At 48.7% G+C, this 23601-nt stretch carries 22 protein-coding genes; 19 read left to right on the top strand and 3 right to left on the bottom strand.

The features are described 5' to 3' along the window. The first annotated feature begins 109 nt into the window (after positions 1-109). The 16 genes from E2I14_RS06210 to E2I14_RS06285 all read left to right on the top strand — a co-directional run bounded on the left by E2I14_RS06210 (position 110) and on the right by E2I14_RS06285 (position 15768). Positions 110-910, top strand: a complete 801-nt coding sequence (locus tag E2I14_RS06210; RefSeq protein WP_206105589.1) for a class I SAM-dependent methyltransferase — start codon at positions 110-112, stop codon at positions 908-910. A gap of 433 nt (positions 911-1343) precedes the next feature. After that, a complete protein-coding gene (gene motA, locus E2I14_RS06215; protein WP_133326524.1) occupies positions 1344-2204 on the top strand; it encodes a flagellar motor stator protein MotA in 861 nt (286 codons plus the stop codon). Positions 2205-2253: 49 nt separating this feature from the next. Beyond that, on the top strand, positions 2254-3174 hold the full coding sequence (motB, locus tag E2I14_RS06220) for a flagellar motor protein MotB (protein ID WP_133326526.1): 921 nt from the start codon (positions 2254-2256) through the stop codon (positions 3172-3174). A gap of 58 nt (positions 3175-3232) precedes the next feature. Next, positions 3233-3781 carry a chemotaxis protein gene (locus E2I14_RS06225; RefSeq protein ID WP_133326528.1) on the top strand — a complete coding sequence of 183 codons (549 nt, stop codon included), beginning with the start codon at positions 3233-3235 and terminating at the stop codon, positions 3779-3781. Between the two features lie 61 nt (positions 3782-3842). Next, on the top strand, positions 3843-4208 hold the full coding sequence (locus E2I14_RS06230) for a response regulator (RefSeq protein ID WP_133326530.1): 366 nt from the start codon (positions 3843-3845) through the stop codon (positions 4206-4208). Positions 4209-4286: 78 nt separating this feature from the next. After that, positions 4287-6377 (top strand): chemotaxis protein CheA, encoded by a 2091-nt coding sequence (gene cheA, locus E2I14_RS06235; RefSeq protein WP_133326532.1) that lies wholly within the window; start codon positions 4287-4289, stop codon positions 6375-6377. 25 nt (positions 6378-6402) lie between these two features. Then, a complete protein-coding gene (locus E2I14_RS06240; RefSeq protein WP_133326534.1) occupies positions 6403-6915 on the top strand; it encodes a chemotaxis protein CheW in 513 nt (170 codons plus the stop codon). Positions 6916-6950: 35 nt separating this feature from the next. After that, on the top strand, positions 6951-7775 hold the full coding sequence (locus E2I14_RS06245; RefSeq protein WP_227544612.1) for a CheR family methyltransferase: 825 nt from the start codon (positions 6951-6953) through the stop codon (positions 7773-7775). A gap of 63 nt (positions 7776-7838) precedes the next feature. After that, entirely contained in the window at positions 7839-8450 is a 612-nt protein-coding gene (gene cheD / locus E2I14_RS06250) for a chemoreceptor glutamine deamidase CheD (RefSeq protein ID WP_133326538.1), read from the top strand. Positions 8451-8504: 54 nt separating this feature from the next. Further along, the gene (locus tag E2I14_RS06255; protein WP_133326540.1) at positions 8505-9578 is read left to right on the top strand and encodes a protein-glutamate methylesterase/protein-glutamine glutaminase; all 1074 of its coding nucleotides are present in this window, start codon (positions 8505-8507) and stop codon (positions 9576-9578) included. A 130-nt stretch (positions 9579-9708) separates the two neighbouring features. Further along, on the top strand, positions 9709-10098 hold the full coding sequence (gene cheY, locus E2I14_RS06260) for a chemotaxis response regulator CheY (protein WP_133326542.1): 390 nt from the start codon (positions 9709-9711) through the stop codon (positions 10096-10098). Between the two features lie 9 nt (positions 10099-10107). Continuing rightward, positions 10108-10767, top strand: coding sequence for a protein phosphatase CheZ (cheZ, locus tag E2I14_RS06265; protein ID WP_133326544.1), 660 nt, complete (start codon positions 10108-10110; stop codon positions 10765-10767). A gap of 50 nt (positions 10768-10817) precedes the next feature. After that, positions 10818-12044 (top strand): EAL and HDOD domain-containing protein, encoded by a 1227-nt coding sequence (locus E2I14_RS06270; protein ID WP_133326546.1) that lies wholly within the window; start codon positions 10818-10820, stop codon positions 12042-12044. Between the two features lie 382 nt (positions 12045-12426). Further along, a complete protein-coding gene (locus tag E2I14_RS06275) occupies positions 12427-12840 on the top strand; it encodes a response regulator (RefSeq protein ID WP_133326548.1) in 414 nt (137 codons plus the stop codon). A gap of 220 nt (positions 12841-13060) precedes the next feature. Then, the gene (locus E2I14_RS06280; RefSeq protein WP_133326550.1) at positions 13061-14347 is read left to right on the top strand and encodes an NAD(P)/FAD-dependent oxidoreductase; all 1287 of its coding nucleotides are present in this window, start codon (positions 13061-13063) and stop codon (positions 14345-14347) included. Positions 14348-14430: 83 nt separating this feature from the next. Beyond that, positions 14431-15768, top strand: coding sequence for a glutamine synthetase family protein (locus tag E2I14_RS06285; RefSeq protein ID WP_133326552.1), 1338 nt, complete (start codon positions 14431-14433; stop codon positions 15766-15768). 233 nt (positions 15769-16001) lie between these two features. On the opposite strand, the gene E2I14_RS06290 is transcribed toward E2I14_RS06285, so the two are convergent. From E2I14_RS06290 to E2I14_RS06300, 3 genes are all read right to left on the bottom strand, one after another. Beyond that, a complete protein-coding gene (locus E2I14_RS06290; RefSeq protein WP_133326554.1) occupies positions 16002-16580 on the bottom strand; it encodes a PEP-CTERM sorting domain-containing protein in 579 nt (192 codons plus the stop codon). A gap of 347 nt (positions 16581-16927) precedes the next feature. Next, the gene (locus tag E2I14_RS06295) at positions 16928-17815 is read right to left on the bottom strand and encodes an alpha/beta hydrolase family protein (protein ID WP_133326556.1); all 888 of its coding nucleotides are present in this window, start codon (positions 17813-17815) and stop codon (positions 16928-16930) included. An 80-nt stretch (positions 17816-17895) separates the two neighbouring features. Continuing rightward, positions 17896-18390 carry a VOC family protein gene (locus E2I14_RS06300; protein WP_165967766.1) on the bottom strand — a complete coding sequence of 165 codons (495 nt, stop codon included), beginning with the start codon at positions 18388-18390 and terminating at the stop codon, positions 17896-17898. Positions 18391-18888: 498 nt separating this feature from the next. Here E2I14_RS06300 and E2I14_RS06305 point away from each other — a divergent pair, with 498 nt between their 5' ends. From E2I14_RS06305 to E2I14_RS06315, 3 genes are all read left to right on the top strand, one after another. Continuing rightward, positions 18889-19890, top strand: coding sequence for an FAD:protein FMN transferase (locus tag E2I14_RS06305; RefSeq protein ID WP_133326558.1), 1002 nt, complete (start codon positions 18889-18891; stop codon positions 19888-19890). Positions 19891-19954: 64 nt separating this feature from the next. After that, positions 19955-22978: an HzsA-related protein gene (locus E2I14_RS06310; protein WP_165967767.1), complete on the top strand. Its 3024-nt coding sequence runs from the start codon at positions 19955-19957 to the stop codon at positions 22976-22978. After that, the gene (locus tag E2I14_RS06315) at positions 22975-23601 is read left to right on the top strand and encodes a hypothetical protein (protein WP_133326560.1); all 627 of its coding nucleotides are present in this window, start codon (positions 22975-22977) and stop codon (positions 23599-23601) included. Before E2I14_RS06310 ends, E2I14_RS06315 begins: the two co-directional genes overlap by 4 nt.

Consider the following 23601-nt stretch of genomic DNA (forward strand, 5'->3'; position numbering starts at 1 on the left):
TAATTGAGTAAGTTGTAGTGGGGTTAAAAGTCCGATCGAGTTGGATCGACGTTAGAAGTAAATCCGTGTTGTACGATAGTTTGAGCAAATTCTTGAATTCAGGTGCCTATTGTCTGACACACCAAATCACTGGTCGCGTAAATTAAACGATGCCCCACCGGCAGTGATTGCTTTGCTGATTCAACTTCTTGCTGTGGCGGTGGTTGCGACGGCGCTCACGATTTTGTGGCGTGCACACAATGTACGCTTGAGTTTGCCGACGACATTGGTCGTGCAAGCGGCGTTGGTGTTGGCGCTCACGCGCTGGTGCAATCTGGCATGGTGGTGGTTGCTTATTCAAGCGGTATTCCCTTTGGCGATTGTGGCGACACTGATGTTGCCGATTCCGTCGCTAGCCTATTTCGGCATTTTTGCCTTCCTATTTTTCTTTTACTGGTCAACTTTTCGGACCCAAGTTCCCTATTTTCCTTCCACCAAAAAGGTGTGGAAAACGGTTGAGCGTTATTTGCCCGCCGAGCGCTCGATCTCGTTCATCGATATCGGTAGTGGATTGGGCGGATTGTCGCTTTACTTAGGCCAGCGCCGTCCTGAGAGTCAGTTTATTGGCGTCGAGATTGCCCCGTTACCTTGGGTGTTGAGTCACTTGCGCACCGTATTCACTTCGACCCAGGTGCGTTTTTTACGACGCAATTATCACAGCTTAGATTTTGCTGAATTTGATGTGGTGTTTGCGTACTTATCGCCCGCCGCGATGCCCGATTTATGGGAAAAAGCGTCGCGCGAAATGCGACCTGGCTCCATGTTAATTAGCTATGAATTTCCGATTGTCGGTAGCGAGCCTGATCTAATCGTCTGTCCTGACGATGTAGCCAACCACGGTCCCCAGTTATATTTCTGGTATCTGAAATAACGCTCGCTATGTTTTCCCTTCGTCTTGATTAAATGAACTGCGACGCTTGAGCGCTGCGCTTGGATTGTTGCAAGGCGTATGGCGATTTCAACAAGGTGTCTGACTCCCAATGTTGGTCTTTGCATCCTAAGCCGCGGTTCAACCCACTTGCGATGAACCATCAAGCGTCATGAAATCGGCTCATCGTGACAAAGCTATTGCTAATTGTTTACGACTATTCATTCGAACCGATTCTGCGGTGCGATCACAATTTGCACGATACGTGCAAAAACACTAATTGAACGCGCAATAATTTCACGAACTTGCCAAAAATTTAGGCAATAAGTCTTTCTGTAATGGAATATTTAAATTAAATAGAATTTTTTTATGGAAACACGGCGATTTTTAGACTAACTTAAAGTTGGTGATATATAACGTTTAAGGGAGCGCACTTGTGCTAGTCATTGTTGGTTACGTCATTGTAGTGGGTGCTGTGTTTGGCGGGTTCGCCATGGCCGGTGGCCACTTGGCCGCACTTTTCCAACCACTCGAGTTATTGATGATCGGCGGCGCAGCGCTAGGTGCTTCGTTTGTTGGTAATAATGCAAAAACGTTAAAAGCCTCGATCAAGGCTTTGCCCGGCGCATTAAAAGGCTCCAAATACAGCAAGGCCATGTACATGCAATTAATGACCATGCTGTTTGATGTGCTCTCCAAAGTACGTAAAGAAGGCTTGATGTCGATTGAGGGTGACATTGAGAAGCCTGACGAGAGTCCGCTATTTAGCAAATACGACCTCGTTGTACACGACCATCATCTGATGGAATTCATTTGCGATTATTTGCGCTTGATGGTGTCCGGCAATATGGACGCGATGCAGATCGAAAATTTGATGGACAACGAGATTGAAACTCATCACGTCGAAGCACACGCGCCGGTGCATTTCGTGGCCAAACTCGGTGACGGTTTGCCGGCTTTCGGGATTGTGGCGGCGGTGATGGGCGTGGTGCATACCATGGAATCTGTCGGTATTCCACCGAATGAATTAGGCGAATTGATCGCCCACGCGTTGGTGGGAACCTTCCTCGGTATTTTGCTGGCTTACGGTTTCGTCGGCCCAATTTCCAGTTTGCTCGAACAGCAGTTGGACGAATCGTCTAAAACGTTCCAATGCGTCAAAGTCACATTGCTCGCCAGCTTAAACGGCTTCGCCCCAGCTTTGGCGGTGGAATTTGGCCGCAAAGTGCTGTACTCGACCGAGCGTCCGACCTTTAGCGAGTTGGAAGACCACATTAAGCAAAGTAAATCAAAATAATTTCGAACTACCTGTTTGCCTAACCTCAAGCGATATTGACTAGAACATCATGGCTAACGAAGAAGTAAGACCGATAATTGTAAAGCGCATCAAAAAGGTGGCCGGTGGCCATCATGGCGGCGCGTGGAAAATTGCGTACGCCGACTTTGTGACAGCGATGATGGCGTTTTTCTTGTTGATGTGGTTGCTCGGCTCCACCACCAAAGGAACCTTGCAAGGGATTGCCGAATATTTTCAGACACCGTTAAAAGTCGCTTTGGCTGGCGGTGAAGGCTCAGGCGATAGTTCGTCGGTCATCAAAGGCGGCGGTAAAGATTTAACTATGTCCGAAGGGCAGGTTAAAAAAAGTGACGCCGAAAAAAATAAAAAGAATTACAGCTTAAAAGACGCCGAAGCCGCCTTAGCGTTAGCCGATTCTGCACGCTTAAAAGCGTTAAAAGAAAAGATCGAAGCGGTGATCGACTCCAATCCGACATTGAAACAATACAAAAAACAGCTATTACTAGATATGACCACCGATGGTTTGCGAATTCAAATTGTGGATGAGCAAAATCGTCCCATGTTTGCTTCCGCCAAAGCCGACTTGCAACCCTATACCAAAGAAATTTTGCACGAAATTGGATTGTCCTTAAACGAGGTCCCTAACCACATTAGTCTGTCGGGTCACACCGATGCCGCGCCCTACTCAAGCGGGGATCGCGGCTACAGCAATTGGGAATTGTCGTCCGATCGCGCCAATGCGTCGCGCCGCGAATTGATTCTTGGTGGTATGGACGAAGGCAAAGTGTTACGTGTGGTTGGCTTGTCTTCCGCGGTGTTGTTTAACAAAGACGATCCGTATGACCCCATCAATCGACGCATCAGCATTATCGTGATGAACAAGGCGGCCGAAATATCAGCCTCGCAAGACGGCGGATCGATAGATGTGGGCGAATCGAATGTACAAGCAGAAGAACCTGCGAGTAAATAAACATTGGCAATAATCAGCTTAGTAGATGAAACATTAAAGAGACTAAGACAGGGTAATCATGACTAGTAAACAAGAGTTAGGGTCTCAAGTTAAGCGCCTGCTGTCGGGTGTGTCAGATCATGGCAAACAACATTTAATCGAAGTTGAAACTGATCTGGTGCAAACCGCATTTTTGCTGGGCGAAGCGATTGAAAAATTAGGCGCCAGTTTTTTTGCATTACATGGCGCGGTCATCGCACAACAAAATGAGGTCGATTTATTGTTGACCGATTTGGATGGCGACGATCCAAAAATGCAGCGCCTGCGCATGATTCAAGAAGAAATCGTGCAACACACGAACAGCGCAGTGACCGGTTTGCAATTTCAGGATTTAACCAGCCAGTTGTTGGCCAGAACGGTACAACGCATTATTGGCCTGCGTAACGTATTGAGCTCGCTGGCCGCTGATGGAGTGGATTTGCCTAACGACGGTGAAGAAGACGAAATTGTGTTGAAGTTGAATTCGATCAATAAACATCTTGAAGCACAAAGTAGTGAATTAAAAGATTTGTTGCGTAAAGCCGTGCATCAAAAAGACATGGATAGCGGCGACATCGAAGTGTTTTAACGGTTTAAAAGCGTTGTCGGTTAACTGGGTAAAACCCATAAATATGAATGTTGGAGTAATGATGGCAAAGACGATACTAGCAGTTGATGATTCAGGTTCCTTACGACAAATGTTGGCATTTAGTTTGAAGGCAGCTGGATATCAGGTTATTGAAGCCGTGGATGGACAAGACGGCTTGGATAAAGCTAAAGCGCAGGTAGTCGATTTGGTATTGACGGATCAAAACATGCCGCGCATGGATGGCTTAACGTTGATCAAAGCGTTGCGCGATTTACCGAGTTATCAAAAGATTCCGATCTTGATGCTGACCACCGAATCGGGCGACGAAATGAAATCCAAAGGCAGAGCCGCTGGCGCTAACGGCTGGCTGGTAAAACCTTTTGATCCACAAAAACTGACTGAAGTAGTAAAAAAAGTGATTGGTTAATCAATCAAGTTGTGCGCAGCGCAACGTAACACGAATGCATAGACATTCTAAGGATTAATCCAATCAGGGAGCCGGGTAATGACGATTGATATGAGTCAGTTCTATCAAGTATTTTTTGATGAGGCTGAAGAACTGTTAGCTGAAATGGAGAAACTGCTTTTAGCGGTCAATATCTCCGATCCAGACAGTGAAGACTTAAACGCGATTTTTAGAACTGCTCATTCAATTAAGGGCGGTGCGTCGACGTTTGGCATTTCCGATATGGCCGACGTGACCCATTTCTTAGAATCGTTACTCGACAATATTCGTAAAGGGGAAATGGCGCTCACCGCAGAGCACGTCGATGCATTTTTGGTCGCTAAAGACATTTTAAAAATGCAGTTGAACGGACATCGTACCGGAGCAGAAGTCGATCAAGAAGCGGTTGCTGATGTGCGTATGATGTTGCAATCGTTGGCGCAACATTCCACTACCCAAATTGCCCCTCCACCCAAGGTTGAGAGTTACGCACAAAAGGAAAATACCGAACAATACAAACGCTGCTTCCGGGTTGAATTTCCTAAAGTATCCGATATCGATTTAGAAGCAATTGGCGAAGAGCTGGGTTTGCTGGGCGATAACCAAAAAGAAAAATTAGACGACAACCGTTTTGCCTTTGTCCTCAACACCAATGCTACGCCCGACGACATCATCGCGATTTGCTCCTTTATTCTGAATCCAGAAGATTTATTTATCACCGAAATCCCGATTCATGCCATTCCAGAGCGTGAAAATAACGAAGACGAATTAGGCTACGGATTCTTTGACCCGATCGATAAACCCGATGAAGCCAAGCTCGGCTATGGGTTTTTTGAGCCACTCAATGCAGCGCATGCGCTAGATCGCACGCCAGAAGAATTAATGAAAGGCGTTCCCGCCAAATCGGATAAGGCTGCCGCAGCGCAGGCTGTTCAGGCCGAAGTGAAAGCGGCTGCTAAAAAAGATCCAGACAAAACACACGCCAATCAAGAATCCACCACGATACGCGTCGGTATTGAAAAGGTCGATCAACTCATTAATTTGATCGGCGAATTAGTCATTACCCAAGCGATGTTGGAGCAACGCACCAATGATCTTGACCCGCTCGAACACGAACGTCTGTTGAGCAGCGTTGGCCAATTAACGCGCAATACCCGCGATCTGCAAGAAGCGGTGATGTCGATTCGTATGATGCCGATGGATTATGTGTTCTCGCGCTTCCCGCGTATGGTGCGCGACTTGGCGTCCAAGCTGGGTAAAAAGGTGGAATTCGTCACTTATGGCGCGTCTACCGAATTGGATAAAGGTTTGATCGAACGTATCGTCGATCCGCTGACCCACTTGGTGCGTAACAGTATCGATCACGGTATCGAAATGCCACAAGTGCGTAAGGATGAAGGCAAATACGAAGCTGGCCGTTTGTCCTTATCCGCGGCGCACCAAGGCGGCAATATCGTCATTGAAGTCAGTGACGATGGCGGTGGTTTAAATCGTGAAAAAATCCTCGCTAAAGCCAAAGAAAACGGTTTGGCCGTGGCCGACAATATGTCCGATGCCGATGTTTGGCAACTGATTTTCGCGCCCGGTTTTTCGACGGCAGAAATCGTCACCGACGTCAGTGGTCGCGGTGTCGGGATGGATGTGGTGAAACGGAATATCACTAACATGGGCGGCGTGGTTGATATTCGCTCTGCGCGTGGATTTGGCACCACGATTGTGATTTCCTTGCCGTTGACCTTGGCCATTTTGGACGGTATGTCGATTCGGGTAGGCGAAGAAGTGTATATCTTGCCGCTCAGTTGCGTGGTCGAATCGCTGCAACCAGAACCAGAAGACATTAAAGACATTAGCGGCAAAGGCACGGTCGTCAAAGTGCGCGAAGAATATCTGCCGTTGATTGCGTTGCACAACGTTTTTGGAATTACGCCGCGCTTTAGTAATCCGTGTGAAGGCATCTTGGTGATCTTGGAAGTGGAAGGCAAACGCGCTGCCTTGTTTATCGATGAACTAGTCGGTCAGCAACAAGTTGTCGTAAAAAATATTGAATCGAATTATAAAAAAGTGCCTGGCGTGTCAGGCGCAACAATTCTTGGCGATGGTTGTGTCGCATTGATTTTGGATGTTGCCGCGTTGTTGCGGACGACTCGGTAATTTTTTTGTTTTAGGAGCACGAACCATGTTGCAAAGTACTCAGAGTGAATACACCGGCACTCACACCAAACCAGGTAGTGAAATCGCTGGTAGTGAATTTTTAGCCTTTACCTTGGGTAAAGAAGAATACGGCATCGATATTTTAAAAGTGCAAGAAATCCGTGGTTACGAAGCTGTCACTCGGATTGCCAATGCACCCGTGTTCGTTAAAGGCGTGATTAATCTGCGCGGCATTATTGTGCCGGTGGTTGATATGCGGATTAAGTTTAATCTCGGAACGCCCACTTACGATCAATTTACGGTGGTCATTATTCTCAATATCAATTCGCGCATCGTCGGCATGGTGGTCGATAGCGTCTCGGATGTGACGACGCTGATTCCAGACCAAATTAAACCGCCGCCGGAAATGGATACTACGTTCAATTCGGACTATCTAATTGGTTTGGGAACAATCGATGAGCGCATGTTAATTTTGGTCGATATCGATAAATTGATGTCCAGCCCCGACATGGGTTTGGTTGATCATCAAGTCAATTAGGAAGAACGCTGACTATGGCTAACGGAGCGGAATTTGTGAAATCAGAGTCTTCAAAAGAATTTGATTTCACGCCCAAAGATTTTGAACGTGTGCGTGGATTGATTTATCAGCGCGCCGGTATTTCGCTCACCGCTAGCAAACAAGAAATGGTGTACAGCCGTTTGGCGCGTCGGTTACGCGCCACGCAGATCACCAGTTTTCAACAATATTTAGATGAGTTGGAGCGCAATCAAGACCCAGAAGAGTGGGAAGCATTCACCAATGCGCTGACCACCAATTTGACGTCGTTTTTTAGAGAAGAACATCACTTCCCAGTCTTAGCCGAATTTGCCCAGCACCTAAGAGATCCGATCACCGTGTGGTGCTCGGCTAGCTCCACCGGCGAAGAACCGTATTCGATTGCGATGACCTTGTGCGAAGCCTATGGAACATTGACGCCGCCAGTCAAAATCATCGCCACCGATATTGATACCAATGTGTTGAATACCGCTGAGCGCGGTGTATATAGCTTAGATCGAATTGAAAAATTATCGACCGAACGGGCCAAAAAATTCTTCTTACGCGGTAAAGGCCAAAACGATGGCCAAGTGCGGGTGCGTAATGAATTGCGTAATTTAATCGAATTTAAACAGCTTAATTTGTTGGCCGATAGCTGGCCGATTAGCGGGACGTTTGATGTGATTTTTTGCCGCAATGTGATGATTTATTTTGATAAGCCAACTCAGAAAAAAATCCTACATCGCTTCGCTCCCATGTTGAAACCGCATGGTTTGTTATTTGTAGGTCACTCAGAGAATTTTTCGTATCTAACCGAGTTATTTCATTTAAAAGGGAAAACGGTGTATGAGTTATCCCGTTAATTTTTTGGCGATGATGTCGCTAGTTGTGGGCACGTTTGCTGCGCTGACGCAAAAGGGTAAGCCATGAGTCAAATGAGCGTAGAGCATTTAGCCAGCAACCTGTATTTTGACCGCACCTTTGATTGCGAAGCGGCCAAGATTTTGCCGGGCGAATATTATTATTCCAATAAAGATATGGTGATTGTCACGGTGCTGGGATCGTGCGTTTCAGCCTGTATTCGAGATCGCGTCTCTGGCGTGGGTGGAATGAATCATTTTATGTTGCCCGACGGTGGCGACGCGGATAGTCCGGTTTCTGCCTCCATGCGCTACGGCACGTATGCGATGGAAATTTTGATTAATGAATTACTGAAAGCTGGTGCAAAGCGCGAAAACTTTGAAGCTAAAGTGTTCGGCGGCGGTAACGTGCTGCGCGGTTTTACCGCGATTAATGTCGGCGAGCGTAACGCCAAATTTGTCAAAGATTATTTGAAGACAGAACATATTCGGATCACGGCGGAAGACTTGATCGATATTCATCCGCGCAAGGTATATTTTTTCCCGCGTACCGGAAAAGTATTAGTTAAAAAATTAAAAGTAGTTCACAACGAGACCTTAACGCAACGCGAAATTGATTACGCCAACAAACTCAAAAGCGAAAGCGCTGGCGGTGGTGGTGAAATTGATTTGTTTTGATGTGTTGGTTGATAAAAATAATGAGACGAGCTACTTAGGATTGGGGGATTGGTCGTGAAAATCAAAGTCTTTATTGTGGATGATTCTGCGTTAATTCGTAGCATCTTGACTGAGATCATTTCTAGCCAACCCGATATGGAAGTCGTCGGCGTTGCGCCCGATCCGCTGGTGGCGCGCGAACTGATTAAAAAAACCAATCCCGACGTCTTAACGCTTGACGTTGAGATGCCCAAAATGGACGGGCTGGAGTTTTTAGAAAAACTCATGCGCTTGCGTCCGATGCCGGTGTTGATGATTTCTTCCTTAACGGAGCGCGGTTCTGAGATCACCATGCGCGCTTTGGAATTGGGCGCGGTCGATTTTGTGACTAAACCAAAAATCTCGATTCAAAGCGGGATGATGGAATACGAAGAACTCATTACCGACAAGCTGCGCATCGTAGCGCGGGCGCGGGTGCGGACTAGGGCGCAGGTGCTGGCTGACGCTAGCAAAAAAGGCGGGCCATTGCCGTCAATGCGTAGTCCGTTAATTAGTAGTGAAAAATTAATTATTGTCGGCGCGTCGACGGGTGGAACAGAAGCGATTAAAACCTTTTTGATGAAAATGCCAGCCGATTGTCCGGGCATCTTGATTACTCAGCATATGCCTGAAGGGTTCACCAAATCGTTTGCTAAACGCTTGGATAGTTTGTGCCAGATTTCGGTGAGTGAAGCCGAAGGTGGTGAGCGCATTTTGCCCGGCCACGCCTATATCGCGCCAGGGCATTCGCATTTGCTATTAACCCGCAGCGGTGCCAACTACGTCACTGAATTGAGCAAAGCCGAACCGGTAAATCGTCATCGCCCATCGGTGGATGTGCTGTTTCGTTCGGCGGCGCAATATGCCGGTAAGAATGCGGTGGGCGTAATTTTGACCGGCATGGGCAAGGATGGTGCAGCGGGGATGCTAGCCATGCGCGACGCCGGTTCGTACAACTTTGCCCAAGATGAGGCGAGCTGTGTGGTCTTTGGTATGCCGCGTGAAGCCATCGCGATAGGCGCAACCAATGAAGTGGCGTCGATCAATGATTTATCTGAATTGGTTCTGAATTATTTGGCAACACAAGGTGGTCGTGCGTTACGCGTTTAACAGCCAATTACAAAAAAAATGAAAAAAACATGAGAAAAAGTTAGCAAATAGTGCAATTAAGAACTAAATTAAATTCAAGCAGTGTTCCAACCACATTTTTTTACAGCAGTTAAGACAACACGGAGTAATCATGGCTGATCCAAATATGAAGTTTCTGGTAGTGGACGATTTTTCCACTATGCGTCGTATCGTTAGGAATTTATTAAAAGAATTGGGTTACACCAATGTGGATGAAGCTGAGGATGGCGCAATGGGTTTATCTAAGTTGCGTAGCGCGCAATTTGATTTTGTGATTTCTGACTGGAATATGCCCAACATGGATGGCTTGACCATGTTGCAGCAAATTCGTGCTGATCCAGCATTGGCTAAATTGCCAGTATTAATGGTGACCGCCGAAGCGAAGAAAGAAAACATCATCGCCGCCGCCCAAGCTGGTGCGAACGGCTATGTGGTTAAACCATTTACCGCCGCAACTCTGGACGAAAAGCTAGGGAAAATCTTTGAGAAGTTAGGTAAATAGGAGTATTAAATGAGCAGCTTATCTGATCAAACCGGGGGAGCTAAAAAAGGTGAGCCTGCTTTAGTCCATGACGAGGTATTAAATCGTATCGGGCAGATGACGCGCACGCTGCATGACAGCTTACGCGGATTGGGATTAGATAAGTTACTAATGACAGCTGCTGAAGACATTCCTAATGCGCGGGATCGTCTGGATTATGTGGCGAAGAAATCGGAAGAAGCAGCGCAAAAAGTATTAAACGCAACCGACGCAGCCATTCCTTTGCAAGAAAAGATCGACGAGGGCGCAAAGGGGTTAGGCATTCAATGGACGGCCACGTTGCAAGGTCAATTTGATGAAGCGGCTTATCGCAGTTTGGCGCAGCAAACCTTGGCTTACCTAGCGGCCACCGGACAAGATACGTCGAGTACCAAAAGCCATTTGATGGACATCATGATGGCGCAGGATTTTCAAGATTTGACTGGTCAAGTGATTAAAAAAATCACCGAATTAGCGCAAAACATTGAGCAGCAATTGATTCAGATTTTGATCGATTACTCGCCCAATGAAGTCAAACGCAGCACTGGTGATGGATTGATGAACGGCCCGCAAATTAATCCGCACAACAAAATTGATGTGGTCGCAGGACAAGAACAGGTGGATGATTTACTAGATAGTCTGGGCTTTTAAATAAAACTGCTGTTTCGCTTATTAACACTAACAACAAAATCGGTATAGCCATGACGCACGACGCTCATTTCATTTTAAGAGAACCCTTACTCAATCCTAAGCAGCAAGTGATTGGTTATGAATTAAGCTGGCAACAAAAAAATGCCGATGCCTTGAGCGACGACGAGTTGAACTCGTTGCTCGAATTTGTCGCGGCACAATTCAATAACGAAGACACCGGTTGGCAATTGGCCGACAGCCTGATTTTTTTGGAAACAGCACCGGCATTATTCAAAGCACCCGCATTAAAGTTACTCCCACCTGAGCACATTGTGCTGACGATTCGTCGGTCTTATTTGGCAGACGAATCGACCTTAGAAGCGGTCAAAGAATTACGTGCTCAAGGTTACGGAATTTGCCTGCGCGGCGCTGACATTAATCGCTTAGATAAAACAATTTTAGGGTTAATTTCGCACATCGAAGTACGTCTCAGCGCCAGCGATTTTGCGTCGCAAGCCAAGATGTACGCCGTATTTAAACAATCCTCAATTCGCATGGTGGCGCGCCAAGTCACGACTTGGCAGGATTTTGATGCTTGCGCTGCATTGGGATTGGATGCCTTCGTAGGCAAACTGCATTTAACGCCGCGACCAGAACAAGCAAATCAACCCAAAGGTATTAATGCCGCGCAAACGGTGATTTTGCAATTGATGGAATTGGTGAGAAAGAATGCCGATTTATCGGCCCTAGAAGCAGTGCTGCGCCGCGATGCGGGCTTGTCGTATAAATTGCTGCAATATATTAATTCCGCCGGATTTGGTCTGCGTACCCCAATTCAGTCACTCAAACATGCGGTGCAATTGTTGGGCTACAGCCCGCTGTATCGATGGTTGTCGGTGTTGTTGGCAACAGCTAGTAGCAGTGGCTATTCGCCAGTTTTAATGGAAACCGCCATTGTGCGTGGTCGTTTCGCTGAATTATTGGGAATCGACAGTTTGCCAAAAGGCGAAGCCGAAAACTTATTCGTTGCCGGTATGTTTTCCCTGCTAGATCGGCTGTTAAACGTGCCAATGGAGCGGGTCTTGGCGACGGTGCAATTACCCGAACAAGTTACCCAAGCGTTGTTGGGACGCGAAGGTTTGTACGGTCCTTATCTGTCGCTGGCAGAAGCGTGTGAGCTCAACAGCGCGCTGGCTGGCTCGTTAGCCGAATCACTGCACATTTCTACGGCAGACGTCAATCAAGCCCATTTAAGTGCCTTAGTGTGGGCCAAAAATGTGGCGGCTTCTACCAAGTAAATCTGAGCTAATTCGCGTTTTGGATTGCGCCCACGTCCTTCGTGACGGCAGGGCGCAATTTGCTTGTTGCCACCACGACGAGCAATCCAGAGCAAGCCCCTCATCGGCCTTGCTATCGTCAGAAATCCATCTAATATAAATAGATAGCTGTTGCATCATTAGGTAGCCGATCCGCACTCAGGTCTGCCCGCGTTGCGGCAACCATTTATCGTCCACCTAGCTGGTAATTATTAAAACTACATGTTGTCTAATCTAAACTGTGCACTCACGAGCTGTATAGCTACCTTGCCAATGAGCGCATTATTTCTAAGTTCATTCTTGCTTAGTCTGCTTGAACGACCTCTAAAAATCCGTGGGAACATGGTGTCCTCGTGGATTGCCCATGTTGATTGAAATGAGCGGCGATGAGCAACGCTTATCCGAACCGGTACTGAATGTGCTGGTGGTGGATGATGACGAGCTTATGCAGCACACGTTGAGCGTCTATCTTTCTAGTTTGGGGCATTCCGACGTGATTGCCAGCAACGGTCAGCAAGCGCTCGATTGTCTGCGCGATGAACATTTCGATGTCATCCTGTTGGACATCAACATGCCCGTGATGAACGGCTCAGAAGTCTTGGCCGCCATCCGCAAGCAAGAACAGCAAACCGGCATTCACCAGATCATCATTATGGTGACGGGTTATGCCGAAACCGATGACCTGCGTAAATTAACCGAAGCGGGCGCCGATGGTTATGTTGTTAAACCGGTTGACCCAATCAAGCTTGAATTTGAATTGATTCGACTCACTCGTTAGCACACCAATTCGCCAGTTCACTTACGCGGCAAACAATCAAAACTCCCGTTGCGCTGCTAAAACGTCTATCTTAGTTCTCATCATGTCATCGAAGAATGTGCTTGTCTTCAACGTCGCAGCGCGTCGTTAAGGCGTTGCAACCAGCTCCTGACAATAAAATGCAAGTGAACTTGCATTTTTTGGAAATTATTGTCTGCAAGAACCAAAGTTAAAATGCAGCATGACTACCAGAACCCCCTCCTACTATACCGCCACCATTGGCGAAGAATCGGCCTATCCCACTTTGCAAGGTACGCATAGTGTTGATGTGGTGATTATTGGCGCCGGATTTACCGGTATTGCGACCGCTGTGGAGCTTGCCGAGCGCGGCCTAAAGGTGGCTGTGGTGGAAGCCAATAAAGTTGGCTGGGGCGCTTCCGGGCGTAATGGTGGGCAGATTACCGGCAGCCTGTCGGGCGACGCTGCCATGCGCAAACAACTGCAAAAGCGGGTGGGTGCCGAGGCCGAGGATTTTATTTGGCACTTGCGTTGGCGCGGCCATGAAATCATTAAAAACCGTGTTGCTAAATACGGTATTCAATGCGATTTAAAACACGGCCATTTGCATGCTGCTTTCCAGCCATCGCATCTGAACGAATTACGTTCCACCTATGAGGAAGCCGTTGCCCGTGGCATGGGCGACGATGTGAGCTTGTTAGACCAGCAGCAAGTGCATGCCATGCTCGATACGCCGCTGTATTTTGGTGCGTTGCACAATAAACGCAATATGCACGTGCATCCGCTCAATTTATGCTTAGGCGAAGCGCGTGCGGCGGCATCGTTGGGCGCATTGATTTTTGAAAATTCTCACGTTACCGAAATTATCCACGGTGCCAAACCTTCCGTGATTACCGCCGAAGGACGCATCAACGCGGCAACGGTGTTGTTGGCTGGCGACGCTTATCACAAGCTGGAGCAAAAACAATTAGGCGGCAAATTATTTCCCGCCACCGGTGGCATCGTCACGACCGCCGAATTACCTGACCATATTGTGCAAAAAATTAATCCGCACGATGTCGCGGTGTACGACACCCGTTTTGTGTTGGATTACTACCGCCTGACTGCCGACAAACGTTTGCTATTCGGCGGCGGTGCAAATTACTCCGGCAAAGAATCACGCGACATTGCCGCTGAATTACGCCCAGCAATTGAACGTACTTTCCCCTGCTTAAAAGATGTGCCGATCGAGTTTAAGTGGAGCTGCATCATGGGCATCGTGGTCAACCGTATCCCGCAATTGGGCAAGCTGTCGGACAACGTTTATTATTGCCAAGGCTATTCTGGCCATGGCGTTGCAACCACGCATATCATGGGCGAAATCATGGCCAATGCCATTACCGGCGTGATGCAAAAATTCGACACCTTCGCCAAGTTCAAACACATCCGCGTGCCTGCTGGCGACCTGCTGGGCAATCCTTTGTTAGCGGTTGGCATGTGGTACTACCAACTGTTAGAAAAATTACGCTGAAATTACTACGTCGCATCTCAGGCTGGTTGAATGTAACGTTGACCAGCCCAAGCAACCCAACCCTATCGAGAATTTAAACCACTATGTTTACGCCCGAGATCTTAGCTAACGAACCCTTCGCACGTTTTGCCGTCACCGACATCGATGGCGTTTGCCGCGGCAAACATCTCTCTGGCGCTAAGGTCGCCAGCATGCTCGAAGGCGGCGGCACAATCGCTTCGGCCATGTTTGGTTGGGATATCGCCGATGAGTTGTACGACAACGTTAGTTTTACGGGTTTTCATACTGGCTATCCGGATGTCGGCTTAGCGTTAGATGCCAGCACCGCGCGCCAACTGCCGTGGGACGATAATCGCTTTTTGATTTTGGGCGAACTGACCAAAACCGACGGTAGCCCGCTGCCGATTTGCCCGCGCCAAGTGCTGAAAAAAGTATTACGTAAAGCCGATAGCTTGGGCTTGTCGGCACAAGTTGGTATGGAGTTTGAATGGTTTGTGCTCAAAGAAACCGAATTATCGGTGCGCGAAAAAAACTACCGCAATTTAGAAACCGCGACCCAAGGATTGACCAACTATTCACCGTTCCGCATCGACGGACAGCACGATTTTGTGCGCGACCTGTTCAATTATTTACCCGCCATTGATGTGCCGCTCGAAGCGCTGCATACCGAAGCGGGGCCGGGTAATTTTGAAGCGGCAATTCGCTATGGTGATGCGCTGCAAGCGGCGGATCGTGCTGTCATTTTTAAGCAAGCCGTACGTGAAATTGGTCGCCGTCATGGTTTGCTCAACACGTTTATGGCGAAGTTTTCCATGGACTACGCCGGCTGCGGCGGACACATGCACCAAAGCTTGTGGAAAGATGGTAAAAACGTTTTCCACGATGACAGCAAACCGCACGGCATTAGCGATACGATGCGTCATTTTATTGCCGGCCAATTGCATTGCTTGCCGCAATTATTCCCCTTGTACGCGCCATTCATTAATAGCTATAAACGATTAGTCGATGGCAATCTCGCGCCAGTAAAACCAACTTGGGCGATCGACAATCGCAATTCATCCTTGCGCGTCATTCCTGGCTCAGCCAGCGCCACTCGCTTAGAGACTCGCACCCCAGGCGCAGACGCCAATCCTTACCTGGCAATTGCAGCGGCTTTAGCTTCTGGTTTATACGGTATTGAGCACAAATTAGAACTCGACCAAGCACCGGTTGAAGGAGCCAACGTCGGCGCAGAAAATGTCGCCCGTTTGCCGCGTACTTTAGCCGAAGCCACCGAAGCGCTAGATCGTTCAAGCTTGGCGCGTGACTTATTGGGCGATGAATTTGTGACCCATTTTGTGCAAACACGCCAATGGGAAGTGCGACGCTTTAATCAGTCCGTCACAGATTGGGAATTGCGCCGTTATCTGGAATTGGTGTAAGACACGCATCGATAACCTATTCACAGGGCGTAATGCTGAACGCCTAAAAATAGCGTGCTGGACCTGAATAATTTAACGGCGTTTTTGTTGGTGCTAACTGGGGTTGTTGATAGTTCGCGCCAGAATTGGCCAAACAATTTGGTTGAATGCCGTTGCCAGCAGAGTCATTTAAAAAGCATAAAAAAAGAGCCGCACCAGCGGCTCTTTTTTTTCACTGTTGCGCCGAAACTAAATCAAGCGCGGCGACGAAGTCCAGCAAAAGCGAGCAATCCAAGACCAAGCAACGCCAACGTTGCTGGTTCTGGAACGTCACTGTACGTAATTGTATCGACGCCAAAATCCCCGTTCCCTGAAATGGTGGCGCTAAACACTCCAGAGTCCAGCAAGGAGAAGCGCTCTACGGATCCTGCTGTTGTGTATCGATTGAGGAACATCGTTTCGGAGTCGATCAGGTTATGGCTATTATCGTATTCAGACAATGTAAATGAAGCCGCATTGGTGCCGTTGATAACATCCAATGAGAGACCAGAAATCGGCTGATTGAAGTTCAGGGTGATTAGTCCATCCAACGTGCCGAAAAGATTCTTGCCCGACGTTTGCATATTGGACCATCCAGTGTTATCCATGATCGTGCCGCTATTACCGCCCGTGATCGTAACGGTAGGATAGATAACTGGAACTCCCTGAGTTGGGTTTCCGTAGCAACAATTGACAGGCGGAGTGGTGAATTCATCAAAGTTGATTGAAACCGTTGATGCCTGAACCGCGACGGCGGTCAGCATTGCAATAAGTCCTGCGAGTGCTTTGAACATTTCTGTACTCCTTGGTTATGTGATTGAATTTGAGATTTCATTTGTTGTTTCATACAAAGCAATACGCATGCCAATCAAGTAGTTCATTGATTTTAAAAGGATTTTGTGAAATACCGCTCATTTTGGTGGACGGTTTGTAAGATTTTTCGACGCCGCAATAAAGGAGGGCTATTTAGGAGCGCATCGCAAGGGTCGACAGTAAGGGCGGGAGAATTATTGAGGTGGCACTTGCTGAGCCGAAACCATCTGATCTGTGGGAAGAATTAAATGCGTGTTGCTGGCTGCAAGTCCTATTTGGTCATTGCTGCGCTTGGGCATTAGGCTCAAGCGCCGTCGTCGGTATTTCCTTATGTCGTTGCATTAATCGCGCCTGCAATAGTCGGCCAAACAGCTTGATTTGCAGAGCGGAACCAGTCTAAGTGACCAATACTTTTCAAGCCTATCTTTGCGGGTTCAATTTTAATCTTCGTCTTGATAGCGTTTGGAAATGTTCTGGCGAGGTCTTCAACCGTAATACCGTTAGCGATGTCATCGTCGGTCGCATAAAAAAATGTCATTGGAATGTGAATAGCCGAATGGAAGTCGTCTTCCGGACGCGCGAATTTTGCATTGGTCGCATAGCCACCAGCATTGCACCACTGTCCCCATTGCAAGGCAACTTGAGAGGGTAAATTCTCACCTAAGCCTAACAACGAAGTCGGCGCGTAGCCCATGAATCGGATTGCCAATGGGACGAAATAGAGTAGGGCAAAGCGGGCTTTAAGTTGGAACGATGTACGCATTCCAGAAAACCAGCCAGTGGAAGACGCAATCCCGACCAATCTGGCGACGCGGCGATGATTGGGCAGTAAGCCCAGCATTTGCGCTCCGGCGCTGTTACCAACCAAGACGATGTTGTCGCAACCAGTTCGTTGTACCAGCCATTCAATCGCAGCGACTTGATCTTGTTGACCCCATTGGGCCAGCGTTGCTTGGCAGTCTTTTAATTGTCCATGCAAGGACAATCCAATTCCGCGGTAATCAAATACTAAAACGCTGTTCCCGTTCTGAGCCAGCCACTGAGCAAACCTAAAATAAAACTGCTGCTTCACGCCCGTCGCTGGTGAGAGCAGCACGGGCAATTGGTCAGCGCTTCCTGTGCCGGCAAAAAAGTGTCCACATAAGCGCACGCCATCGGCGCAGACTATCTCAACGTGCTCGGGTGTTAGTGCTACAGAATCGGCATTGGAATTCATCGTTCTAAAAATTCACTCAAGGTTAAATAACACGGCATCAATTTGTGTCATCGACGTTTAAAAAAGACTCAGTACCATTGTCATGGGTTTGCAGCGCGCTTTGGCTCCCACAGTTCTATCTTGTTGCCTTCGGGGTCAACAATCCATGCAAAGCGACCGTTGGAATCATCGTCGCTGCGCTTGATCGGCGCAACACCTTTTGCACTCAGGCGGGCGAGGAAAGCCTCTAAATTATCAACGGCGTAGTTGATCATGAAGCCGCTGTTGGATGGGGCGAAATACTTGGTCGATTCTGGGAATGCGCTCCAGATTATTGCTTTGGGATGGTTGGGTTCATCGTAGCTCAACATCGCTCCGCCCCAACCTTGGATAGGCAGACCTAAGACATCGCGGTACCACGCGGCCAGCGCTTTGGGGTCTTTGGCTTTGAAAAATATACCGCCAACGCCGGTGATATGGCCGACCGTGTCGTTTGGCGCGGCGGTATCAGCGTAGGACCAAGCGGCTGGCGAATAGCTAACGAGTAGGGTTAAAAATAAGGCGCTCAATAGCGCTGGTGCGGTAAAGGTATTCATAGACGGCTCCTGTTGGCGTGTGAGTTAGCACTGCGGTTTTTAGCAGCTTTGATAGCAAATTACGAGCTTGAAACGGTGACGTAAGCTTTGACGTTGTTGCATTTTGAACGGTGGTATTGGAATCGAGGATGCGGCAAAACCTTAGCATAAAATTGTTAAATGGCAATATTTTGGACGAAAAATTCTATTTGGTGATTGCCGATTTTTGCACACTAAAAGGGCAGTTATATAGGGAAAAACCTAGCTAAATCCAGTTTGTTGTGCGGTGTTCTAGCTATATTAAAAACAAATTTGTAGCCGCCGTGAGTTGGTTATCTCCAAATGTAATTGTCTGTAAATCAGTGTGTCGATAACTTGTTCTGTGGCAAGAATTATGGAACACTCCGCAACAATAGTTGACAATGTTGCGTTGCATTAAATTGGATTGCCACTGTTTGTTGTAGCTGCCTCACCTTATTTCCCGTTTTTAAAAACCGTACACCGACCAAGTTGAGAATTATGTTTGGCTTTTCTCGTAACGCTGCCGCGCGTCAAACGGCGTCCCAAACGGTGTCCCCAAAGGCGGCGCAGTCGGGTGGCAATGATGGTTGGTATAAGCGCGAAGAAGCGATTATGGGTACCGCGATTTCGGTCGAATTGTGGAGCGACAATCGGCTAGAAGCTGAAGCGGCGATGGAAGCGGTGATGCAGGAAATGCACCGGATTAATCGATTGATGAGTCCGCATAAACCGGAATCCGAGCTGTCGCAAATTAATTCGGGTGCGGCAGCCGCACCGGTGGCGGTTTGCGCTGAGATGTTTAATTTGCTAATACGGGCGCAGTATTTTTCAGAGTTATCGGGCGGGGCGTTTGATATTACTTTTGCCGCCGTTGGGCGCTTGTTTGATTATCGACAAGGCATAAAACCGACGGCGGAGCAGTTACAGCAAGCGCGCTTGGCGGTGGGCTATCAGTTCATGGAATTGGATGCGCGGGCTCAAACGGTACGCTTTGTAAAGCCGAATATGTGCATCGATCTAGGCGGTTTTGCTAAAGGCCATGCGGTTGATAACGCGGCGCGGATTTTGCGGGAGTTGGGCATCAAGCATGCCAATGTAAGCGCGGGCGGTGATAGTCGGGTGATAGGCGATAAGCGCGGACGGCCTTGGATGATAGGGGTGCGTGATCCGCGCACTGATGATGGAATTATCGCCGTGCTGCCGCTAGAAAATACCTCGATTTCTACTTCGGGCGATTACGAGCGATTTTTTATGGCGGAAGGCACGCGCTTTCACCATTTGATTAATCCTTTTACCGGTCAATCACCCGATAGCGTGCGCAGCGTGACGGTGCTGGCCGAAGATGGATTAACCACCGAGGCGTTTTCAAAGATTGTGTTTGTGTTGGGAATTGATCAGGGTTTGCGCTTAGTTGATGCGCATCCTGAGGTAGATGCGATTGTGGTTGATAAGGCTGGTCAACTGCATTATTCATCGGGGTTGCTTCAGCCTAGTGTTTAAACCATAACGACATTCTTCAGTTAAATAATGCAAAGCTGGACTGGATTCCAGAGGGAAGTTGAAGATGAAAAAATTATTAAATTCCAATGATCAATCCACATTGATCCGCGCATGGATGCCCATGCTGTTGCTGTCATTGTTAGTGACTGCCTGCAGTTCCGGCACCGGCAAGAGTGATTCCGCTTCGGTCATCGTCTCGGGCGGTGTACCGATTGCTTATGCCAAGCGAGTCAACACCATCGTACTCAATCCAACTAACGGAGCACCGACTGCGCCGGGTGGTGATTTGATTATTCGGGAAGATGCTTCGCCGAGCGGAATCGAACACAATATTACCGCCCAAATTACCCAAGGCAATGGCGACGTTTCAACGCCAGATGTGTCTTACGACGGTAAAAAAATCATCTTCTCGCTCAATTGCCCGACCAGCAATACGTCCACTATCGCCGGTGCGCCGGCATGTACCGGTCGTTGGAATTTGTGGCAATACGATATGACCAAAGGCGGTTTGACCGGCGGTACATTAAGCCGCCTGACCAGCTCAAACAGTTCGGATGATGTTGAGGCGACTTTCCTGCCAGGCGGCACTGGTTTTGTGTTCACTTCCAACCGTCAAACCTCGTCGAGCAAAGCGCAAGCGTTAGGACAGTCTTATTTTGCCTTGGATGAGTACGAGCGTGAGCGCGTGTTTAACTTGCACACGATGGCCGCGGATGGCAGCAATATTCAACAGATTTCCTTCAACCAAAGCCATGATCGCAATCCAGTTGTGCGTCCAAATGGCGTGATCATGTTTTCGCGTTGGGATCATCAAGGTGGTCGCAACCACTTTAAAGTGTTTACCGTTAATCCTGACGGTACCAATTTGTTCGTGCTTTACGGCCCGCACAGCGACGGGAATAGTTTCTTGCATCCGCGCGACATGGACCCAGCAGGTAAGCATGCAGGTTCGATCACGTCGGATTTGATGCCTTTGTCGCGTACCGTTGAAGGTGGGGCGTTAATGATGATCGATGTGGCGAATTATTCCGATCAAAATTCACCGATCAGTCCGTCGGTTCCGGCCACTGGCGGTCAGCAGCAATTGACCCAGCAAACGTTGAACTACGAGCGCGGTTTGTCACAATATGGTCGCGTTACGACTCCGTATCCGCTGTGGGATGGCACTGACCGCATCTTAGCCTCGTATGCACCGTGTGAAGTACATAACCAAGGCTTAGTCGTCTCCTGCGCCACATTGACCGCCGACCAAATTGCGCGCTTATCGAACACCAATCGCTTGAACACCGATATTCAAGCTGACCCGCTCCAAGCAGATGTGCCACCTTCGTATGCCATCTATATGCTGGACCCAACTCAGCAGACTTTCCTGCCAGTGGCAACGCCACCTGCGGGTTATATGTACACCCATCCTGTTGCCTTGATGGCGCGTACCCAACCCAATGTGACGTCGCCAACTAGCCCAGATGCCGCGTTAGCGCAGCAAGGCTTGGGTTTGTTGGATGTGCGTAGTGTCTACGACACCGATGAATTAGGCCGCATGGGAACTCCGGTTCTTACTGGCGTCGATTTAAATCCAGGATGCACCACGGCGATTGCTCAAACTACACCTGCCGATAAGTTGGATACACGTTCATCGGTGGCAGATTTGTTGAATATTAAAGACCCAGCGAAGCAAGCCTATGGCTGCGCGCCAGCCTTATTCATCCGAGCTGTGCGAGCAGTAGCGCCGCCGACCAATGTCACCGGCATGCGCACCGCTATCGGTGAGACAGAATTTGAGATGCAGCAGATTTTAGGTTACGCGCCGATTGAATCCGACGGTTCGTTCAAATTAACCGTACCGGCTGATACGCCGATCGGTTTGGCGGTGGTTGATGCGCAGGGCCGCGCTTTCCAAACGCATACCAACTGGATTCAAGTGCGTCCGGGTGAGCACCGCACGTGCGACGGTTGCCACAGCCCGCGTCGCGGCGGCGCGATTAATTCTGGCTCCGTGGTCAACAGTGTTCCAAGTGCATGGTTGCCGAAAATGCAGACAGCGCATCAGTCTGGCGAAACCATGGCCGATACCCGCGCACGGATGGATCCAACTGCCTTAGTCTTGGGTAGCGATCCGGTTTATCAAGATATTTGGGCTGACACCAGCAAATCTGGCGTGGTGGCGCGTCCATCGGTGGCGGTTAAATATGTTGGTAATACGCCAGCAACCAATGATTTGGCGACGCTGCCGCCAGCCAATGGGATCATTAACTATCCTGACCACATTCAACCTTTGTGGTCCTTGCCACGCGGAGTCAATGGCGTCAATACCTGTACCAACTGCCACACCAATACTAGCAAGATCGACCTCGGTGCAACCATCGGTGGTAGCGGACGTTTAGCTTCCTATGACCAATTGATGATCGGCGTTCCACTATTAAATGCTGCCGGTCAGCCGCAAACGAAGATCGAGGAAGGCGTGTTGGTCATTGCTCGCGCTGATGCCTTAGTCGATACAGCAGCCAGCGAAGGTGAAGCGCTTGGTTTGGCGCGTAAGAGTCGCCTGATTGAAATCATGTCCGGTCAAAGCCTGATGTCGAGCGCTGCTGCACAATTGGCGTGGCCTAATCCACCTGCCACCGCGCCAGACCACTCAACCTTATTGAACGCGGCCGAAAAACGCTTGATCGCTGAATGGATTGATACCGGTAGCAAGTACTACAACAATCCATTCGCCGCCGGTAGCACCATCCGCACGGTCAATGGTTTGGACCAAGCCTCGTTTGTCGCTCAGGTGTATCCGATCATTAAATCGACCTGCGCGTCGGCCTGTCATCAAGCAATTGGCAGCACCGCCACGGGTGTGGCGCCGGGAACCTCGTTCCGCAGCAACCGCTTCGTGCTCACTGGCGATCCAATGGGTGACTACAACGTAACGCTGACGATGATTACCAATACCTGCGTTCCAGCGTCCAATTATTTATTGAGCAAACCATCGACGATTCCTCATCCGCCGGGTGCAGTTGGTGTTACGACCGCAGTCTTGCCAGTGGGTAGCGCTAACTACAACACGATTGCTAACTGGATTGCCGGAGGATGTAAATGAAGTGGTTGAATTCTGTACGGGTTGAATTTGTTGGACTTGCTGCATTGCTAGCGCTGGGTGCTGGTTCGTTGTCGGGTTGTGGCGGTGGTTCGAGTGCGTTGGGCAATCCGCCGACTGTGGTCAACAGCGGCGTGACCTCGACCCAAAAACTATCGTTCGCCTATTTTCAGCGTTGTATTAATCCGATCTTCTTAGAACAAATTCAAAGCGTCCAAGGCGGCAGTTCTATCAATAGCTGCGCCGCATCGGGCTGCCATGCCGATGCCACTGGCGCGGGCGGCGCTTTTAGGATTGTCCCTGCTGCGGCCACGATTAATCTGGCCGATGCTAGCAATACGCCAGCGTCGATTCGATTAACCGATATGTATAAAAATTTCTATTCGGCGCAAGGCGAAGTGGTTCTTGGCACGCCATTGCAAAGCCGTTTATTGAATAAGCCTTTATTGCGTGGCATTTTGCACGGTGGCGGATTAATTTTTGCTAACGACACGGATCCGCACATTGTATTAATGACCTATTGGATTAATAATCCTGTTCCTATTGGGCAAGATGAATTTAGTACTGCGGCGTACAACATGTTCACGCCAGCTGACCCAATGCAGGGAACGTGCAACACACAATAA

Origin of the sequence: Sapientia aquatica (genome assembly GCF_004358105.1) — a bacterium.
GTDB classification, from domain to species: domain Bacteria; phylum Pseudomonadota; class Gammaproteobacteria; order Burkholderiales; family Burkholderiaceae_D; genus Solimicrobium; species Solimicrobium aquaticum.